Here is a 19,673-nt window from a genome sequence, read left to right on the forward strand (position 1 = left end):
GAGGGCTCCGCGCCGGCTCCCGCCGCTGCCACCGTCCAACCGGGCAAATCCAACAGCCGGGGCGAACTCAGGACTGGATAAAACTTGGGGGCAAGGTCAGGAGCTATCGAACCGCTCGGCGTACAATTGATCCATTCATCGTACCTCGTTGATCGAAGCGGTCGTGGCTGGAAGTGGCAGACCCTTCTTCGGTTTGAGCCTGTTCGCAGAGCATCTTGAATCGAACCGAGCGAACGAGGCGCGTGAATGCTAGGGAGACGATCTCGATGCGGTCATCGTCCATTCGCATGAACTTTGTTCCCGCAGGCCGCGACGTTTCGAAGCGGCCGCTTGTCCGCCTTGGTGAAAGAGTGTTCTGCTTCCCCTCGCTTTCTGTCGCCGCAGCAGCCGCGCCAACGCGGTGACGGATCAAGACGGGGGCGGCCAATCGAACCGGCGTTGGTTCAGTTTCTTGCGGAGCTCTTGGAGGATTTCGCGAAGCTCTGCCGAGTTGCTTCTTTCCGAGAGGGAAGCGAGGCGCGAGCGTGATGGCGTTTTCAATCACCGGTAGATTGCCAAGGGCCGCTCGGTGACAGGTGGAGGGTGACTGCGTCCTGCCGCGACGTGCTGTCTCACCTCGCGACAATTGAACGACTTCAAATCCGGCCACGGCTCGTTTCAAAGGCTCGTTTCAAAATCGGACAGTGAGGTCGGAAACAGACCACGCCCAAACCCGGGTGCTGTCCCAATTGGGACACTCGGAACATCAAGTCAGGACAGGCTGCTTGTTGGGCTTCAGAAGCAAGAACGCCGTCCGCTTAAATGAAGCGCGGACGGCGGCTTTCCAGCCCCGGGAGGGAAATTGTAAAATCCCGATATCGTTTTGTCTGCACGTCCCGTGCCAAGGTTCATCGGGCCAGCCGCAGGAATTGGGAAAACCTTCATCCTCAAGCGTTGATGCCGCCAACGCGAATGACCACGCCGGGACAGAAACCGGATCTGTGCCGGCAACGCGATACCTCAGGCGCGTCTGCTTCTAGGCTGGCTTGGGCGGTTGAAGCCCCGGCGATCTCAGCCACTCGCTCATGTGCGAGCCGGTCTCAGCCTGTCTGGCTTTGCGGAGGAGGTCCTCTCGTTGAGGACCGTGAGGGAGGGCTTTAGCTTGTTCGCGGAGGCGTTTCGCTTCTCCGGCAAGTCGTTCTTCCAGTGACACGGTCTGCGTGAAACGACGGCGCTGCTTCATGACACAACCTCGTCTTTACGGGTCCTAACCGCAGGGTTTGAGTTCCAGCGAACTTAATATGCAGACGGGCCACCTTCAGTTCCAAAGTGAACCTTTCAAATCAAGCCACGGTGAATTTCAAACCAGGCCACCGCGCTCGGAAACAAGCCAGCACCAAATCCGGGTGCTGTCCTAATTAGGACAGCGGGGCTGTCAGATTGCGACATCAATAAAAACGCCGCCCGCTTAAATGTCGCGCGGGCGGCGGCTTTCCAGCCCCGGAGAGGTGGATGCAAAACCCCGGTGATGATGAGTGTGCACAACCTGTGCCAAGGTTTTATGTCACGTTGCGGGACGCCGCAGCGGGGATCGGGCCACCACCTACCGCGAACTTCTGAGAATCAGTATTGTCTCGAAGAAAGAACGTCGTGGGGGCAGTACTTGTTACGGGATTGCCGAAGGACTATTCGCCTGTCTAGCCAGATTACCGGCCTTTGACGCGAGCTTTCGGCTGATTGCGAAGACGACGTCTTCAAGTGAAAGAGGCCGCCACTGAGGCGGCGTTATCATTGCTTGCTGAAAATCCTGGAATTGAAAATGGCCGTGACTTCGAGAACACGGCCAGTTCTGTTACGAACTTCCACCGCGAAATGCTGGCCCGTCGAACCTTCCATGACCGCATCGCGGGCGGCATCGACAAGTGCGCCGAGCGCCATATCGTGTGCCGCCTCGGCGTCCAGCAGTTCGACGCCATCTTTGTCCTGCGAGAAGATGCCATCCGACCTGAGGTCGAAAAAATACTGAGCCATTGATGCTCAGCTTACTTCGGTGCCTGCAAACCCGAGGAATTGACCCACTCTTCGAGGTGACATGCAGTGTCAGCCTGACGGGCTTTCCTCAGCATATCATCCTTCAGAACGCCTGGCGAAAGCTCTGCCGCCCGGGTGCGGATATCGTCAGCGAAGACCCGCAGCCTGTCCTGAAGAGATACGGATTGTCTGATGCGTTGCCGTCTTTGCAAGGCGCTGCTCCCTGTTCGAGGGGGCGGGAGCGCTGTGATGGAGCGTTCTCGTCACCGATGGTAGCCACGATCCGGGCGGTGATGGTGAAAGTGTGCGCTCGGATCAGGGGATTAGCGAGTCCTCAATTTGTCCCGCCATTCGGAACTTTTACGAATTAGGACACTGACGAATTCAACTTGGGACACAACGGCTCAAATGCGGACAGCACGCTCCGCCGCAACTAAGCGCCATGTTATTGAGCTGGGCGTGTCGCCAAAGCAGAAAGAACGGGCGCGGCATGGATCCGGCGGCCAGCATCTTCAAGATGATCTATCGGGATCAACCAGTCGGTACGGAGGGGCTTCCTTGGCGGAAGGAAGACTTCACGAAACGAAAGAGGCCGCCAACCGAGGCGGCCTCACGAGACCCGGCCCATCGCCAACGCGCGCATTGTACGATGGACCGTTCCGGGTGGATGGCGCGAGAGTGTCGCGCCACAGACCGGAATCTCAATCCCTTGGTTCGAGAGTCGTTCCCGTCAGGCCGCCTACTGAGGCGGCCTTGCTTCATCCGCCTACAAAGCGGGTTTGCGTGACCGGAAATACGAAGCCGATTCCGGTCACGGCGAGGAAGGTGCAAAAATACCGGATGCGATACATGCCGAACCAACCCGGGCGTGCCGCCATGGTTCAGGAGGTCGGCGAGCTCTCCGCCCATCTGGTGGTCTAGGCCGAGGTTGGACGGAGAGCCGCGCGCCGGACCCCCGTCGCATGACAATGCTAGGAACGTGCCATGACAGTCGTGTGAAACTGTCGGCGCCGCTCAGTGGAGATCAGGCCACAAATGAAATGAAAACGCCGCCCGCTTGAAATGAAGCGCAGGCGGCGGCGTTCCAGCCCCGAGAGGGATTAGCAAAATCCCGGATATTGATCAGTCCGAATGGATGACGAGAAGGTTCAACGGCACAACGCGACCAAGCTCAAATGGATGCGTGGCGGCGCTGCGTCGAACTGGGCATTGAAATCCCCCAGGCCAATAGATACGGGCAGGAGACGAGATCGTTTCACACGCGCAGAGGCGGATTAGGGCACTTCTTTTCCGTGGTTCTATGAATGGCGAGCTTGCGCGTTTTTCCCGGAGGGATTGTCGGCTGACAGCGTGGCTGACTTGGAAGGCTACATCGAAATCCTTTTGCGAAAGCTTCGCCGGGAAGCTGGCAAAGAAGCCGCCAACTGAGGCGGCCTTAACCGGTCTTCCGTTCGAGCATCGCCATTTCAACTTGGTCGGCCAGGACTGTGAGATGACTTGCGAGGCGGTCGAATAGTTCGCGCTTAGCGGCGTCATCTCAAGTTGAACCAGATGATCTTGCATGGCCCGCTGGCCCGCTGTTTCGAGAACCAGCGGAGTCAACGCGACGGGCTTACTTCGGCGGCTGCAAGCCGGATGATTTCAACCATTCCTCAATGCGGGCGGCGACATCGGATTCGTGGGCCTTCTTCAAAAGAGCCTCTTGCTCTGGGGCCGCCTGCAATTGTTCTGCCTTTTCTCGCGCTAGTCTGGCTTCCTTGATGAGCCGCTCTCCAAGCACTCTATCCGGTTTGAATCGGAAGCGCTTCATGACTTCCTCCTGTCACAAAGTTCGCTCTGCTTAAAACTTTCAAGGGGCACAGAAGTTCTACGGAACTCTACACCTCATGTTCGCTTAGCGGAACACATTCGTTTGCGGTCCGTTCTTCAAATCCAAATCGGGCCACCGCGAAAATCAAACTAGGCCACCGCGCTCGGAAACCAGGCCAGCATCCGGGTACTGCCGAAATAGGCCACTCGGGATTGCAAAGTAGGCCACTGGTAGGAACTAAGGGATTGCCCGCCCTGTTGCATGTTGTTCCTCCCTCTAAAGGAACAGCCTTATGGCCGACGACAACAATAAAAATCCAAATGAGAAGCAGCCCGGCGAGAATCCGGACGGCAAGTACCATTTCAATCCTGGGAACATGGCCGGGAAGAAGCCCGGGGATCCGGAGCAGACTGCCGAAAACCGTGGCGAGCAGCCGCACGAGGACAAAGAAAAACCCGCCGGTTAGATGCCGGCCACTCGCAGATGCGAAGTAGGGCCACTATAGGACCGCACCGGACGGCGGCTTTATGGCCGGCCACTCACCGAAGAAAAATGGGAATGGATTGTTTATCCCAGGATCGGGCAAGGAGATCGCTTCGCAGGAATGGCTCCCACTAGAGCGGCCTCAAAGGGAGCGCGGGCCTACATCGATGAGAAGCTGGATGGAAAAGAGGCCGCCAACTGAGGCGGCCTCAAATCATCAGGATCAGCCAGACGATTAGGCCAGCGTTCACGGTGCCTACGGTGACAATACCTGTCTGAATAAGTCGCTCGGTCATGGTGTCACCCCCCGATTGAGAGGGAACCCTGCGCTCAATCGGAACGAGCGTCTATGCAGATTGTGCCAGAACCGGGAAATTTCGGTAATATATGACGGCGTGTTCCGCCCGTGAATACACCTTATGGTTGGCCCAGAACAAAACAGGCCACGTGTCATTTCAAACCAGGCCAATGTCGCCGGAAACAGGCCAGTACCAAAATCCGCGAAAGAACATATTGCGAACTTGGAACAAATAGGGTACATTACTTTTATCGCCGGCCCGCCCCGCCAATCGTTTGTCCCTCTAGCGAATCCTCGCCATAAGGAGCACGACCCAATGTCCAACACTGCCCTGCGTATCGTCGAAGGATCTTCCATGGACAAGAGTAAAGCTCTGGCCGCCGCGCTCTCCCAGATCGAGCGCCAGTTCGGCAAGGGCTCGGTGATGAAGCTCGGCAAGAACGACCGGTCGATGGATGTCGAGGCGGTGTCCTCGGGTTCCCTCGGGCTCGACATTGCGCTCGGGATCGGTGGTCTGCCGAAGGGGCGCGTCGTGGAAATCTACGGGCCGGAATCCTCGGGCAAGACCACGCTGGCGCTGCACACGGTGGCGGAAGCGCAGAAGAAGGGCGGAATCTGCGCCTTCATCGACGCCGAGCACGCGCTCGACCCGGTCTATGCGCGCAAGCTGGGCGTCAACATCGACGAGCTCCTGATTTCGCAGCCGGACACGGGCGAGCAGGCGCTGGAAATCTGCGACACGCTGGTGCGCTCGGGTGCGGTAGACGTGCTGGTGGTCGATTCGGTCGCGGCTCTGGTGCCGAAGGCCGAGCTCGAGGGCGAGATGGGCGACGCGCTGCCGGGTCTCCAGGCCCGTCTGATGAGCCAGGCGCTGCGCAAGCTGACGGCCTCCATCAACAAATCCAACACCATGGTGATCTTCATCAACCAGATCCGCATGAAGATCGGTGTGATGTACGGCTCGCCGGAAACCACGACCGGCGGCAACGCGCTGAAATTCTATGCCTCCGTCCGTCTCGACATCCGCCGCATCGGCGCGATCAAGGAGCGGGACGAAGTGGTTGGCAACACGACGCGCGTCAAGGTGGTGAAGAACAAGCTGGCGCCGCCCTTCAAGCAGGTCGAATTCGACATCATGTACGGCGAGGGCGTCTCCAAGATGGGCGAGATCCTCGATCTCGGCGTCAAGGCCGGCATCGTCGAAAAGTCCGGCGCCTGGTTCTCCTATGACAGCCAGCGCCTCGGCCAGGGCCGCGAGAACTCGAAAGCGTTTTTGAAAGCCAACCCCGACATCACCGCCAAGATCGAGACCTCGATCCGCCAGAACTCCGGCCTGATCGCCGAGCAGATTCTCGCCGGTGCACCGGAGCGTGACGCCGACGGCGAGGAGCCGGCGGACGAGTAAGGCCTAACGCGAAGAACTTTCGCGAGGAGCGGGCGCTGAGGACGTTGAGTTGCCGACGTCGTCAGTGCCCGTTTCGTTTTGTGGGGCGTTCGCGATGAAACGCGTGATCCTGACCAGTTCGTCCGGCGTCGGTCTTGCCCATGCGGATCGCGCCGACATGGTCGTGCCGTTCATCTTTCGCTTCGTTTCGGGGCCACTGCCTACCTCGCATCACCTCGAGCAATACCTGACGGGAGGCTATGTCAGAGGCGATCCGGAGGTGCGTTGGTCCGATCTTGTTGGCCGGTTGCCTCAGACCGGTCTCGCGCACAAAGAGACAGGCCTGATTTGGTTTTGCGAGACCTATGGCGTCGATCTCATCGAGCTGTGGTTCGACCCTGAGCCCAATAGTCAGTTGCAACTGATCTGGATCCTCGATTATTTGCGGTCCCATCCATCGATCACCGATCGTCTGAGATTGCGACGTGTCAATTTCGATCTGCGCGGAGCGGACGGCACAGAGCTTCGCGATCGTATGGTGCGGGAATTGGAGGTCGCGGACTGCGACTTCGAGATCGCCAACATGGCCTGGGAAGCCTACCGGGCGCCAACGCCGGAGCTCTGTTTCGGATTGCTCGGCAGGGATTTCCCCAGGCTGCCCTTCCTGAAGCCTGCGATGGAACAATTGCTGGCAGAACTGCCATCACCAATCACCGGACTAGGTACGACGGAAGCGCGGCTTCTCGACCTGATTGCGCGGGGGCACAACCGTACCAAGGAGCTGTTTCAACCAGACGGTCCGCTGCAAACGCGCGTGTTCGATCAATGGGAATTGGGCCCGCTGCTCGAAGGGCTTGGGTCCGGCCCAATGCCGGTGATCACGGGTCTCGATCCGAAACTCGCGACGCTGGCCCCGCACGATGCGCGAGGCCGCAACGCCGCCTTTCGCCGAAGCCGGCTATCGCTCACCGAATTTGGGGAAGCGGTCTGATTTCGCCGTCAAAACCCGATTCGGCGCTGGTGGGGTGGTACGCTTCTGACCAACGAACGGCTTTGGCGGTGGAACCGACAGAACCATTCGCTCGTTGCACCCTAGATATGCGTTCGGGGCCGTAGGGTGGGCAAAGGCGAGCAAGCGCCGTGCCCACCCTATTCCAACGCGCACAAAGGTGGTGGGCACGCTTCCGCCTTCGCTCTTCGAGCTACGGCGGACAAGTCGCTTTGCCCACCCTACGAAGCTACGATCCCTTACTCCGCCGCTTCCGCGTAGTCGCTGACCGGCGGGCACGAGCACACCAGGTTGCGGTCGCCGTAGACGTTGTCGACGCGGCCGACCGGGCACCAGTATTTGTCGGTGCGCGAGACGCCGTCGGGGAAGCAGCCTTCGGCGCGGGTGTAGGCGCGATTCCAATCGTCGTCCGCGATGTCGTGCACGGTGTGCGGGGCGTGACGCAAAGGCGAGGCCTCGATCTTGAAGCGGCCGGCCTCGACCTCGGCGATTTCTTTCCGGATCGCGATCATGGCGTCGCAGAAGCGATCCAGCTCAGCCTTGGATTCCGACTCGGTCGGCTCGATCATCAGCGTGCCCGGCACCGGAAAACTCATGGTCGGGGCATGGAAGCCGTAGTCGATCAGGCGTTTTGCGATGTCGTCGACGGTGACGCCGCTCGTCGTCTTCAGCGGACGGGGATCGACGATGCACTCATGTGCGACGCGGCCCTTCGCGTTCTTGTAGAGCACCGGGAAGTGCGCATCGAGGCGCGCGGCAATGTAGTTGGCGTTGAGGATCGCGATCTCGGTGGCGCGCTTCAAGCCGTCGCCGCCCATCATCAGAATGTAGATGTAGGAGATGGTGAGGATCGACGCCGAGCCGAACGGCGCGGCCGAGACCGGGCCGACCGGTGCTTCGGCTTGCGTCGCCGGATGACCGGGCAGGAACGGCGCGAGATGCGCCTTCACGCCGATCGGGCCCATGCCGGGGCCGCCGCCGCCATGCGGGATGCAGAAGGTCTTGTGCAGGTTGAGATGGCTGACGTCGGCGCCGTAATCGCCGGGCCGGGACAGGCCGACCTGCGCGTTGAGGTTGGCGCCGTCCAGATACACCTGGCCGCCATGGTCGTGGACGATGTCGCAGATCTCGCGGATGTGCTCCTCGAACACGCCATGCGTCGAGGGATAGGTGATCATCACCGCGGCGAGATCTTTCGAGTGCTTTTCGGCCTTGGCGCGGAGATCATTGACGTCGACGTCGCCGTTCTTCTCGCAAGCGACCACCACCACGTCCATGCCGACCATCGCGGCCGAGGCCGGGTTGGTGCCGTGGGCGGAGGAGGGGATCAGGCAGATTTTTCGGTGCGTCTCGCCGCGCGCGGCATGATAGCCGCGGATCGCGAGCAGCCCGGCATATTCGCCCTGTGCGCCGGAATTCGGCTGCAGCGAGATCGCGTCATAGCCGGTGATATCGCACAGCCATTTTTCCAGCCGCGCGAACAGCGCGTGATAGCCCTTGGCCTGCTCGCGCGGCGCGAACGGATGCAGGGACCCGAACTCCGGCCAGGTCAGCGGCATCATCTCGGTCGTCGCGTTCAGCTTCATCGTGCAGGAGCCGAGCGGGATCATGGCGCGGTCGAGCGCGAGGTCGCGATCGCTGAGCTTGCGCATGTAGCGCAGCATCTCGGTTTCCGAGCGATGCGCGTGGAACACGGGATGGGTGAGGAAGGCGGTGGTGCGCTTGAGCGACTCCGGCAGCGCCTCGCGCGTGGTGGCGTCGATCTCGGCATAGGTGAGCGTGCCGCCGAATGCGCGCCAGACCGCTTCGACGGTTGCCGGCGTTGTGGTCTCGTCGAGCGCGATGCGCAACGCCGTCTCACCGACGCTCAGGTTGATCTTCTCGGCAGCCGCGCGCGCGACGATCTCGGCGCGCTTGGCACCGGCGTCCACGCTGAGCGTGTCGAAGAAGCTATCCGACTGCGGCGCAAAGCCGAGCTTGCGCAAGCCCGCTGCGAGCACGGCGGCGCGGCGATGCACGTTGCGCGCGATCTGCGAGAGACCCTCGGGGCCGTGATAGACCGCGTACATCGAGGCGATCACGGCGAGCAGCACCTGCGCGGTGCAGATGTTGGAGGTCGCCTTCTCGCGGCGGATGTGCTGCTCGCGGGTCTGCAGCGCGAGGCGATAGGCCGGCATCCCGCGCGAGTCCACGGAGAGGCCGACGATGCGGCCGGGCAGCGAGCGCTTCAGTGCATCGCGCACCGCCATATAGGCCGCGTGCGGCCCGCCATAACCCATCGGCACACCGAAGCGCTGCGCCGAGCCGATCGCGATGTCGGCGCCCAACTCGCCGGGCGAGGCGAGCAGCGTCAGTGCCAAGAGATCGGCGGCAACGATCGCGAGCGCGCCCTTGGCCTTCAACGTCGCGATCGCGGGCCTGAGGTCGCGCACGGCGCCCGAGGAGCCCGGATATTGCAGCAGCGCGCCGACCACGTCGGCCTTGTCGAGATCGGCGAGGGGATCACCGACGATCAGGGTCCAGCCCAGCGGCTCGGCGCGGGTGCGCATCACCGCCAGCGTCTGCGGATGCACGTCCTTGTCGACGAAGAAGGCTTTTGCTTCGACCCGCGAGTGGCGCTCGGCGAGCGCCATGGCTTCGGCCGCGGCGGTCGCCTCGTCGAGCAGCGAGGCGTTGGCGACGTCGAGCCCGGTGAGGTCGCAGATCATGGTCTGGAAGTTGAGCAGCGCCTCCAGCCGGCCCTGGCTGATCTCGGGCTGGTAGGGCGTGTAGGCCGTGTACCAGGCCGGGTTCTCCAAAATGTTGCGCTGGATCACCGCGGGCAAAACCGTGCCGGAATAGCCCTGGCCGATCAGCGAGGTGAAGACCTGGTTCTCTCGCGCGAGCTCGGCCATGTGCGCGATCGCCTCGGTCTCGCTCAAGGGCTTGCCGAGGTCGAGCGGGGCGGTCTGCCGGATCGAGGCCGGCAGCGTCTCCGCCATCAGGGCGTCCACGCTCTTGGCGCCGACGGCCTCCAGCATTGCGGTGACGTCGCGCGCCGACGGGCCGATGTGGCGGCGAACGAAGGTGGCGGCGGTGTCGCCATTGGATTTGCGGTGCGCGGTCATCATGGGTCCTCGCTTTAGATTTCGCTGTCGCCGTCATGCCCCGCGAAGGCGGGGCATCCAGTAAACGCAGGCGTCACGGCTTGAGCCGAGAAGCCGCGGCGTACTGGATCACCCGCCCCAGTGCGCAGTGCGCACAAGGCGGGTGATGACACCGAATATGAGGTCAGAGTTCGCTTCATCTCACGCCGTATGTGCCTTGTAGGCGGCCTCATCCATGAGGCCGCCGAGCTCGCTCTTGTCGGCAATTCTGATCTTGAAGAACCACGCCTTGCCTTGCGCGTCCGAGTTCACCAGCGCCGGCTCGGCGGCGAGCGCGTCGTTGGTCTCGAGCACTTCGCCCGTAACAGGCGCGTAGACGTCGGAGGCGGCCTTCACCGACTCCACGACGGCGGCGGCTTCGGCCTTCTTCAGCGCACGGCCGGCTTTGGGCAGCTCGACGAACACGACGTCGCCGAGCTGGGACTGCGCGTAGTCGGTGATGCCGACGGTGGCGACGTCGCCGTCGATGGCCAGCCATTCGTGGTCGGAGGTGTACAGCGTCGTGGTCATTGTCTTGTCCTCAGCGTTTGTAGGTGTTTTTCACGAAAGGCATGGCGGCGACCGTGAGCGGCAGCCGCTGGCCGCGCACCTCGGCGAACAGTTTTGTATCGAGCGCGCTCGATGCCGTGGGCACGTAGCCCATCGCGACCGGCGCATTCAGGCTCGGGCCGAAGCCGCCCGAGGTGACCTTTCCGATCGGCTCGCCGCCGGCGTCATCCGCAAACAGCAGCGCGCCCTCGCGCACCGGCGCGCGGCCTTCCGTACGCAGGCCGACGCGGCGGCGGCTTGCGCCGTTATCGAAATGAGCGAGGATCGCATCAGTGCCGGGAAAGCCGCCGGTGCGCGCGCCGCCGCTGCGGCGACTCTTCTGCACCGACCATTCCAGCGCGGCCTCGACCGGCGTGGTGGCGGTGTCGATGTCGTGGCCGTAGAGGCAGAGCCCGGCTTCCAGCCGCAGGCTGTCGCGGGCCCCTAAGCCGATCGGCATCACATCGGGATTGTCCAGCAGCGTTTTGGCGAGGCGCTCGGCATCGGCCGCGGGGACCGAAATCTCGAACCCGTCCTCGCCGGTGTAGCCGGAGCGCGAGACGAAGCAGTCGAGGCCGGCGACCTTGTGCGGGCCGGCATCCATGAACTTCATGGCGGGCGCCTCTGCACACAATTTCGCCAGCACCGCTTCCGCCTTCGGGCCCTGCAGCGCGATCAGGGCGCGGTCTTGAAGCGAATCGATGATGCAGTCGTCCGAGAGATGCGCGCGCAGATGCGCCTCGTCCGCTTCCTTGCAGGCGGCGTTGACGACCAGGAACAGGTGATCGCCGAAATTGGCGACCATCAGATCGTCGAGAATGCCGCCGTCCGGATTGGTGAACTGGGCATAGCGCTGCCGTCCCGGGGCGATCGCCACGATATCCTGCGGCACCAGCCGTTCCAGCGCGCGGGCGGCGTCCTCGACCTTGCCCGACTTCGGCCGGAGCGCGAGCTGGCCCATATGGGAGACGTCGAACAGGCCGGCGGAGGAACGGGTATGGAGGTGCTCTTTCAGGACGCCCGCGGGGTACTGAACGGGCATGTCATAGCCCGCGAACGGCACCATCTTGCCGCCGAGGGAGACATGAAGCCCGTGAAGGGGCGTACGTTTGAGGGAATCTTGGTCGTGGCGCGCAAGCATTACGGGGCCCTCGGCGGTTCCCCGGGGACGATTCCCCGATGGACACCAGTCGAAGCCCCATCTGTCGCTGTGCCTGAGAGTATTATCCCGTCGGCGGACGCAGTCCGGGCCAACCCTTATGAAAAGGTATTTGCCCGTCGGCGCCTCTTTCCAGATGTCGTCAAAGCCACGCGGTCCTTTTGCCTGAGAGTTTCCGGGGCGGTTGCTCCTTCGGCGCCGGCACCAAAGCCGGTCTCTCCCGACGTGGCCGTACGATACAGATGGGTACAGACCACAGGCCGGCCAAGCCTGTCAACGCGCACCTGGCGGCTTTCAACGGGATTGCAAACGGGATTGCGCGCCTGCGGCAACTCACTGATCTCCTTGCACAGTTTCTGGACAGCGCAGCTGGCCTTGTCTAAAAGCGCTTTGACCCGCAGATATCAGCCCAAATGCCCGGTTTGGATGGCGTATCGCGGGTCCAAGCACACCCGATTGGATGAACATGAGCGGCGTCAACGAGATCAGGTCGACCTTTCTGAACTTCTTTGCCGAGAACGGCCACGAGATCGTGTCGTCCTCGCCATTGGTGCCGCGCAACGATCCCACGCTGATGTTCACCAATGCCGGCATGGTGCAGTTCAAGAACGTCTTCACCGGCGTCGAGAAGCGGCCCTATCAGCGCGCCACCACGTCGCAGAAATGCGTGCGCGCCGGCGGCAAGCACAACGACCTCGACAATGTCGGCTACACCGCGCGCCATCTCACCTTCTTCGAGATGCTCGGCAATTTCTCGTTCGGCGACTATTTCAAGGAGCGCGCGATCGAGCTGGCCTGGACCCTGATCACGCGGGAGTTCGGGCTCAAGAAGGACAAGCTGCTCGTCACCGTCTACCACACCGACGACGAGGCGGCCGGGCTGTGGAAGAAGATCGCGGGCTTCTCCGACGACCGCATCATCCGCATCCCGACCTCGGACAATTTCTGGGCGATGGGCGACACCGGGCCGTGCGGCCCGTGCTCGGAGATCTTCATCGACCGCGGCGACCACATCTGGGGCGGACCTCCGGGCTCGCCGGAAGAGGATGGCGATCGCTTCCTCGAATTCTGGAATCTCGTGTTCATGCAATACGAGCAGGTGACGAAGGAGGAGCGCGTGGATCTGCCGCGTCCCTCGATCGACACCGGCATGGGGCTGGAGCGCATGGCCAGCATCATGCAGGGCGTCGACAGCGTGTTCGAGACCGATCTGTTCCGCCATCTGATCGATGCGACGTCGTCGGCGCTCGGCGCCGGGCCGAATGAGCAGACCGTGGCCTCGTTCCGCGTCATTGCCGACCATTTGCGTTCCTCGGCCTTCCTGGTCGCGGATGGCGTGCTGCCCTCCAACGAGGGCCGCGGCTATGTGCTGCGCCGGATCATGCGCCGCGCGATGCGCCATGCGCAGCTGCTGGGTGCCAAAGAGCCGCTGATGCATCGCCTGGTCTGGGCGCTGGTCCGCGAGATGGGCCAGGCCTATCCCGACCTGATGCGCGCGGAGAATCTGATCGAGGAAACGCTGCGGCTGGAAGAGACCCGCTTCCGCAAGACGCTGGTGCGCGGCCTTGCCATCCTCGACGAGAAGAGCGCGTCCCTGAAGAAGGGCGACATGTTTGACGGCGACGTCGCCTTCACGCTGTACGACACCTACGGTTTCCCGCTCGACCTGACCCAGGACGCACTGAAATCGCGCGGCATCGGCGTCGACCAGGCCTCCTTCACCGACGCGATGGAGCGCCAGAAGGCCAAGGCGCGCGAGTCCTGGAAGGGTTCGGGCGAGGCGGCTTCCGAAGCGATCTGGTTCCCGCTGCGCGAGAAGCTCGGGGCCACCGAATTCCTCGGCTATGAGACCGAGAGTGCCGAAGGCGTGGTCTCCGCGCTGGTGAAGGACGGCCAGGAAACCGCGAGCCTCAAGGCCGGCGAGACCGGCGCGATCGTGCTCAACCAGACGCCGTTCTACGCGGAATCAGGCGGTCAGGTCGGCGACACCGGCGTGCTCAGCGGCGAGGGCGGCATCAAGTTCCGCGTCACCGACACGCAGAAGAAGCTCGGCGATCTCTTCGTTCACGTCGGCACCGTGGAGAGCGGCGAGCTGAAGCTCGGCACCGCGCTGCAGCTCGAGGTCGATCACGGCAGGCGTTCCTCGATCCGCGCGCACCATTCGGCAACGCATCTCATCCACGAGGCGCTGCGCCAGGTGCTCGGCGACCACATCGCCCAGCGCGGCTCGATGGTCGCGCCGGATCGTTTGCGTTTCGACTTCGTGCATCCGAAGCCGATCACGGCGGAAGAGCTTGCCCGCGTCGAGGACATCGCCAACGACGTGGTGCTGGAGAACGACGAAGTCACGACACGCGTGATGGGAGTCGATGAAGCGCGCGAGGCCGGCGCGCGCGCGCTGTTCGGCGAAAAGTATGGCGACGAGGTCCGCGTCGTCTCGATGGGCCGGACCGCGCGGGAGCGCGGCACCAACGCGCTCGGCTGGTCCGTCGAGCTCTGCGGCGGCACCCATGTGAAGCGCACCGGCGACATCGGCCTGATCACGCTGACCGGCGAGAGCGCGGTCGCCTCCGGCGTGCGCCGCATCGAGGCGCTGACCGGCAACTACGCGCGCAGGCACGCCAACGAGACCATGGCGCTGGCGAAGACCGCGGCCAACGAGCTGCGCACCTCGATCGACGACGTCCCGGCGCGCATCACAGCCCTGATGGAGGAGCGCAAGAAGCTCGAGCGCGAGCTCTCCGACGCCCGCAAGAAGCTCGCGATGGGCGGCGGTACATCCGTCGGGAACGGCGCAGCCGCAGGCGTGCGCGAGGTCGGCGACGTCAAGCTGATGGCGCGCGCGGTCGAGGGCATCGAGATGAAGGATCTCAAGAGCCTTGCGGACGACGGCAAGAAGCAGATCGGCTCCGGCGTGGTCGCCATCGTCGGCGTCACCGAGGACGGCAAGGCCGGGATCGTGGTCGGCGTCACCGCCGATCTCACCGCGCGCTTCAATGCCGTGAACCTGGTGCGCGTCGCCTCCGAGGCGCTCGGCGGCAAGGGCGGCGGCGGCCGGCCCGACATGGCGCAGGCTGGCGGTCCCGATGGCGCCAAGGCGCCCGAGGCGCTCGCGGCGATCGAAAAAGCGATGGCAGGCGCGTAAACGGCCATGCGCCTCGTTCCGCGAGGACGTGGCTCGGCCGATCCCAACCTAAGGGATCGCCTGTACGAATTGCTGGAGCACGATCCGCTCGCCTACTCGATCGGGTCGCGCTTCATCCAGGTGATCATCAGCGTCATCGTGCTCGACGTGGTCGCGATGATCCTCGCCTCGGTGCCGGAGCTCGACGCGCGGTTCGACACGCTGTTCAGCGCGGTCGCCGTCCTCGCCGTCATCGTGTTCGCGCTCGAATATCTGGCGCGGCTGTGGACCGTGGCGGGGCACACCCAGCGCAACGGCTCCGCGCTGTCCGACCGGCTCTCTTATGCCTTCTCCGCGCTCGGTATCATCGACCTCATGGCGTTCCTGCCGGCCGCGATCGTGCTGGCCACCGGCCGGCACGCGACGCTGGCTGGGCTCGGCGTGCTGCCGTTCTTCAAGCTGATCCGTTATTCGCCGGCGATGCGCTCGCTGCTCGCGGCCATCCATGCCGAGCGGCGTGCGCTGATCGGCTGCATCGTCATCCTGATCGGCGTGGTACTGACCTTCGCCTCGCTGCTCTACGCCATCGAGCGTGATGTGCAGCCCAGCAAGCTCGGCACCATTCCGGACGCGATGTGGTGGGCAATCGTGACGCTCGGCACCGTCGGCTATGGCGACGTCGTGCCGGTGACGCCGCTCGGCAAATTCATCTCGGTGTTCGCGATCATCTCAGGCTTTGCCATGATCGCGCTGCCGGTCGCGATCATCTCAACCGCCTTCGCCGAGGAGGTAAGGCGGCGCGATTTCGTGGTGACCTGGGGCATGCTGGCGCGGGTGCCGCTGTTCTCGCATCTTTCGGCCGCGGAGATCGCCGACATCATGCGGTTGCTCCGGGCCCGCACCATCGAGCAGGGCGAAATATTGGTGCGCCGTGGCGATACCGCCTCGTCGATGTATTTCATCACTGCCGGCGAGGTCGAGATCACGCTGCCGAGCCAGCAGGTGCGGCTCGCCGACGGCACGTTCTTCGGCGAGATCGCGCTGCTGCACAAGACCAAACGCAGCGGCACGGTGACCGCGACACGCAAGACGCGGCTGCTCGTGCTCGACGCCCAGGATTTTCACGCGCTGATCGAGCGCATGCCGACGCTCGCCGCCCACGTCCACCAGACCGCGAAGGCACGGCTCGAGGAGACCGGCGATCTTGCGGCGGCAGAATTGGCGCAGGCGGAGCGCGACGACACCGACCGCTGAGCGGTCAGCCCTTCTTCAGGAAAATGTAGTCGGCCGAGTAGGGTGCGCTTTTGAACTCGCCGGCCTTGTCGCAAGAACCCTCGAGCTTGCCGCCGTGGGTGTTGATGCGCTGGACCGTGGTGACTGGCGTCAGGATGCCGCTGCCGCGGCGGGAGGCGACCTCCAGCTTGAGCCAGGGGATATCGGCGGCGGTTGCGCCCGGCGCGTTGCCGATGGCCTTGCCGGCCACGGCGCTGCCGTCGGCGAGTTCCCAGTTCGGGCCGGCATAGTGGCGGCCGACGGTCTTGCCCTCGGCGAGCAGCGTCGCCACCGGCTCGCGGAAGGCCCAGGCAAGCTTGCCGTCGGCGGCTGCCTTGCAGTCATAGACCTGCGCGCCTTCGGCATGGACGCCGAGCACGACGGTCTCGCCGGGGGCGGCGATGGCGTCGGGGAGCGGCTCCGCGGCTGCGGCGGGCCCGGCCACGGCCGCGAGCAGCAGGCAGGGGACGGCGAACTTGACGATGGACATGGGTGGCCTCCGCGCAACGGTGTTAAAATGAAAGGGCCGCGCCCAGGCGCGGCCCTTAATGATGTCTAACCCCGATCAGACGAAAATAATGCGCGGGCTTACGCCAACGCTTTCGTGAGGTTCTCCGCGACCTTGTCCAGGAAGCCGGTGGTCGAGAGCCAGCGCTGGTCGGCACCGACCAGGAGCGCGAGGTCCTTGGTCATGTAGCCTTCCTCGACGGTGTCGACGCAGACCTTCTCCAGGGTGCTCGCGAACTTGGCGAGCTCGGCATTGTTGTCGAGCTTGGCGCGATGCGACAGGCCGCGGGTCCAGGCGAAGATCGACGCGATCGAGTTGGTCGAGGTCTCCTTGCCCTTCTGGTGCTCGCGGTAGTGGCGGGTCACCGTGCCGTGGGCCGCTTCGGCTTCCACGGTCTTGCCGTCAGGGGTGAGCAGCACCGAGGTCATCAGGCCGAGCGAGCCGTAGCCCTGCGCGACCGTGTCGGACTGCACGTCGCCGTCGTAGTTCTTACAGGCCCAGACATAGCCGCCGGACCATTTCAGCGCCGACGCCACCATGTCGTCGATCAGGCGGTGCTCGTAGGTCAGGCCCTTGGCCTCGAATTCCTTCTTGAACTCGCGGTCGTAGATGTCCTGGAAGATATCCTTGAAGCGGCCGTCATAGACCTTGAGGATGGTGTTCTTGGTCGAGAGGTAGACCGGGTAGTTGCGCAGCAGGCCGTAGTTCAGCGAGGCGCGTGCGAAGTCGATGATGGAGTCGTCGAGATTGTACATCTGCATCGCGACGCCGGACCCCGGGGTCTTGAACACTTCCTTCTCGATGACGGTGCCGTCCTCGCCGACGAACTTCATCGTCAGCGTGCCCTTGCCGGGGAACTTGATGTCGGTGGCGCGGTACTGGTCGCCATAGGCGTGGCGGCCGATGATAATCGGCTTGGTCCAGCCGGGAACCAGGCGCGGCACGTTCTTGCAGATGATCGGCTCGCGGAAGATCACGCCGCCGAGGATGTTGCGGATGGTGCCGTTCGGCGACTTCCACATCTGCTTGAGGTTGAACTCCTTCACCCGGGCCTCGTCCGGGGTGATGGTGGCGCACTTGACGCCGACGCCGACCTTCTTGATGGCTTCGGCGGCGTCGATGGTGACCTGATCGTTGGTCTCGTCGCGGTACTCCATGCCCAGGTCGAAATACAGCAGCTCGACATCAAGGTACGGGTTGATCAGCTTGTCCTTGATGTACTGCCAGATGATCCGGGTCATCTCGTCGCCATCGAGTTCGACGACGGGGTTGGACACCTTGATTTTTGCCATGATCGGGGAAGCCTCTTGGGAACGGCGCTTTGGCGCGCCACGGGAATATCCGCCGCCTCTTAGCACCGGACTGCAGCGGGCGAAAGCCAAGGGATTATGCACTTTTAGCTCATCCAGCTTGCCCAGATGGGGGGCGGGGCGGGCCCTGCCGCGGGGGCGGGCCTCAGGCTTCAGAAGAGATTCAAAAGTCGAATCCAACCCGTTATTTCCCTTGAGAATTTTGTCAGGACAGGCAAACGACAGGCGAACGGGCAGCCGGCCCCAACGGATCGGGCAGACCGGCTTTGAATCAATTCCTGAAGAGCGCCTTGCCAAGGCCTTGAGAACCAGTGTGAAAGCGAAGCGAGATGTCGGGGACTGACAAGAGCAAGGCGGGCCTTTCCCTCGACGGTCCCATCGTGATCCTGGTCGAGCCGCAGCTTGGCGAAAACATCGGCATGGCCGCGCGCGCCATGGGCAATTTTGCGCTCAGCCGATTGCGCATCGTCAATCCCCGCGACGGCTGGCCCAACATCGCCGCCCAGCGCGCCGCGGCCGGCGCCGACTATATTCTGGAAAAGGTCGAATTGTTCGACACGGTCGGCGAGGCGGTCGCCGATCTCGACCTGCTGTTCGCCACCACGGCGCGTCCCCATGACCAGGCCAAGCCGGTGGTGGGGCCCGAGGCAGCCGCGGCCGAGATCTCGGGTCACGTCGCGACCGGGGGCAAGGCGGGCATCCTGTTCGGCCGCGAGCGCTGGGGGCTGACCAACGAGGAGGTCGGGCTCTCCAACCGCATCATCACCTTCCCGGTCAATCCGGGCTTTGCCTCGCTCAACCTCGCGCAGGCCGTGCTGCTGGTCGGCTATGAATGGTTCAAGCGGGCAACATCAGGCGAGCTGCCGCACAGCATGCCGGAGCGCTCCGAGCGCGCCTCGCAGCACCAGATGCAGGCCTTCTTCGACAACCTCATCCGCGAGCTCGACCGGGTCGAATTCCTCCGCCCGGCCGAGAAGCGCGACACCATGCTGGTCAACCTGCGCAACATCTTCAGCCGGATGGAGCCGACCAAGCAGGACATGCACACCCTGCATGGTGTGGTGATGGCGATCGCGGAAGGACGCAAGGGCCCGGCCAAGGGCGGCGTGCTCGACGGCGAGCAGGCCACGCGCCTGCGCGCGTTGCTGGCCGAGCACGGCCAGGGCGGCGGCGTACCCGACAGCGGATCGACCGTGCGCGGCCTCGCCCGCCTGCTCCGCCGCAACCCGACCGATGCCGAGCGCCTGCTCTGGCAGGCCCTGACCCGCGACCGCCGCTTCGCAGGAGGGTTCAAGCGCCAGACCCCGGTCGGCCGCCACATCCCGGATTTCGTCTCGTTCTCGCACCGGATCGCGATCGAACTGGTCAATCCGCACGAGAGCGAGACCATCGTCGCCGACCGCACCGCGCGGAAAGCGTGGCTGGAAGCGCGGGATTATCGGGTGATCGAGATGCGGGCCGCGGATGTGGAGCGCGATCTGGAAGCGGAGGCGGCACGGCTGCAGGCGATGATGTCGCAATCCACATAGCTTCGGGCCAGCCCGAGCCGCAGTTTGCGAACGCCGCAACCGAGGGCTGTGCAGCAGCGAGATCGGTTGCTATGACATTCCCCGCAGATTCAACCGGGGGCCC

The 19,673-nt window shown here is 63.5% G+C and carries 14 protein-coding genes and 1 riboswitch; of the genes, 6 read left to right on the forward strand and 8 right to left on the reverse strand.

From position 1 onward, the window contains the following. Window positions 1–1,015: 1,015 nt before the first annotated feature. The 3 genes from CT676_RS45315 to CT676_RS22715 form a co-directional block, all read right to left on the reverse strand. A complete protein-coding gene (locus CT676_RS45315) occupies window positions 1,016–1,222 on the reverse strand; it encodes a hypothetical protein (RefSeq protein ID WP_071912342.1) in 207 nt (68 codons plus the stop codon). Between the two features lie 545 nt (window positions 1,223–1,767). Beyond that, complete coding sequence (locus tag CT676_RS22705) at window positions 1,768–2,010, reverse strand: hypothetical protein (protein ID WP_085404277.1); 243 nt, start codon at window positions 2,008–2,010, stop codon at window positions 1,768–1,770. Between the two features lie 1,612 nt (window positions 2,011–3,622). Continuing rightward, window positions 3,623–3,820, reverse strand: coding sequence for a hypothetical protein (locus tag CT676_RS22715; RefSeq protein WP_063982347.1), 198 nt, complete (start codon window positions 3,818–3,820; stop codon window positions 3,623–3,625). A gap of 292 nt (window positions 3,821–4,112) precedes the next feature. Here CT676_RS22715 and CT676_RS44165 point away from each other — a divergent pair, with 292 nt between their 5' ends. The 3 genes from CT676_RS44165 (at window position 4,113) to CT676_RS22725 (ending at window position 6,976) form a co-directional block, all read left to right on the forward strand. After that, the gene (locus CT676_RS44165) at window positions 4,113–4,286 is read left to right on the forward strand and encodes a hypothetical protein (RefSeq protein WP_166091088.1); all 174 of its coding nucleotides are present in this window, start codon (window positions 4,113–4,115) and stop codon (window positions 4,284–4,286) included. A gap of 631 nt (window positions 4,287–4,917) precedes the next feature. Beyond that, a complete protein-coding gene (gene recA / locus CT676_RS22720) occupies window positions 4,918–6,006 on the forward strand; it encodes a recombinase RecA (RefSeq protein WP_085404279.1) in 1,089 nt (362 codons plus the stop codon). Window positions 6,007–6,100: 94 nt separating this feature from the next. Then, window positions 6,101–6,976, forward strand: a complete 876-nt coding sequence (locus CT676_RS22725) for a hypothetical protein (RefSeq protein WP_244623238.1) — start codon at window positions 6,101–6,103, stop codon at window positions 6,974–6,976. A gap of 257 nt (window positions 6,977–7,233) precedes the next feature. Here the strand turns inward: CT676_RS22725 and gcvP are convergent, their stop codons facing one another. The 3 genes from gcvP to gcvT all read right to left on the reverse strand — a co-directional run bounded on the left by gcvP (window position 7,234) and on the right by gcvT (window position 11,809). Continuing rightward, window positions 7,234–10,101, reverse strand: a complete 2,868-nt coding sequence (gcvP, locus tag CT676_RS22730) for an aminomethyl-transferring glycine dehydrogenase (protein ID WP_167768121.1) — start codon at window positions 10,099–10,101, stop codon at window positions 7,234–7,236. A 180-nt stretch (window positions 10,102–10,281) separates the two neighbouring features. After that, a complete protein-coding gene (gene gcvH, locus CT676_RS22735) occupies window positions 10,282–10,650 on the reverse strand; it encodes a glycine cleavage system protein GcvH (RefSeq protein WP_085404280.1) in 369 nt (122 codons plus the stop codon). Between the two features lie 10 nt (window positions 10,651–10,660). After that, entirely contained in the window at window positions 10,661–11,809 is a 1,149-nt protein-coding gene (gene gcvT / locus CT676_RS22740; RefSeq protein WP_085404281.1) for a glycine cleavage system aminomethyltransferase GcvT, read from the reverse strand. Between the two features lie 162 nt (window positions 11,810–11,971). Next, window positions 11,972–12,060, reverse strand: a riboswitch (glycine riboswitch). A gap of 233 nt (window positions 12,061–12,293) precedes the next feature. Between gcvT and alaS the strand changes: the two genes are divergently transcribed. Together alaS and CT676_RS22750 are read left to right on the forward strand one after the other, a co-directional pair. Next, on the forward strand, window positions 12,294–14,972 hold the full coding sequence (gene alaS / locus CT676_RS22745; protein ID WP_085404372.1) for an alanine--tRNA ligase: 2,679 nt from the start codon (window positions 12,294–12,296) through the stop codon (window positions 14,970–14,972). 6 nt (window positions 14,973–14,978) lie between these two features. Continuing rightward, window positions 14,979–16,205 carry a cyclic nucleotide-gated ion channel gene (locus CT676_RS22750; protein ID WP_135215401.1) on the forward strand — a complete coding sequence of 409 codons (1,227 nt, stop codon included), beginning with the start codon at window positions 14,979–14,981 and terminating at the stop codon, window positions 16,203–16,205. Window positions 16,206–16,209: 4 nt separating this feature from the next. Here CT676_RS22750 and CT676_RS22755 read toward each other — a convergent pair whose 3' ends face one another. Together CT676_RS22755 and CT676_RS22760 are read right to left on the reverse strand one after the other, a co-directional pair. Beyond that, complete coding sequence (locus CT676_RS22755; RefSeq protein ID WP_135215402.1) at window positions 16,210–16,713, reverse strand: DUF3455 domain-containing protein; 504 nt, start codon at window positions 16,711–16,713, stop codon at window positions 16,210–16,212. Window positions 16,714–16,811: 98 nt separating this feature from the next. After that, window positions 16,812–18,023 (reverse strand): NADP-dependent isocitrate dehydrogenase, encoded by a 1,212-nt coding sequence (locus tag CT676_RS22760; RefSeq protein ID WP_071912356.1) that lies wholly within the window; start codon window positions 18,021–18,023, stop codon window positions 16,812–16,814. Window positions 18,024–18,370: 347 nt separating this feature from the next. On the opposite strand from CT676_RS22760, the gene CT676_RS22765 reads away from it, so the two are divergent. Then, on the forward strand, window positions 18,371–19,570 hold the full coding sequence (locus CT676_RS22765; protein WP_135215403.1) for a TrmJ/YjtD family RNA methyltransferase: 1,200 nt from the start codon (window positions 18,371–18,373) through the stop codon (window positions 19,568–19,570). The last annotated feature ends 103 nt before the right edge of the window (window positions 19,571–19,673 follow it).

Source organism: Bradyrhizobium sp. MOS001 (assembly GCF_004634465.1).
Classification (GTDB): domain Bacteria; phylum Pseudomonadota; class Alphaproteobacteria; order Rhizobiales; family Xanthobacteraceae; genus Bradyrhizobium; species Bradyrhizobium barranii.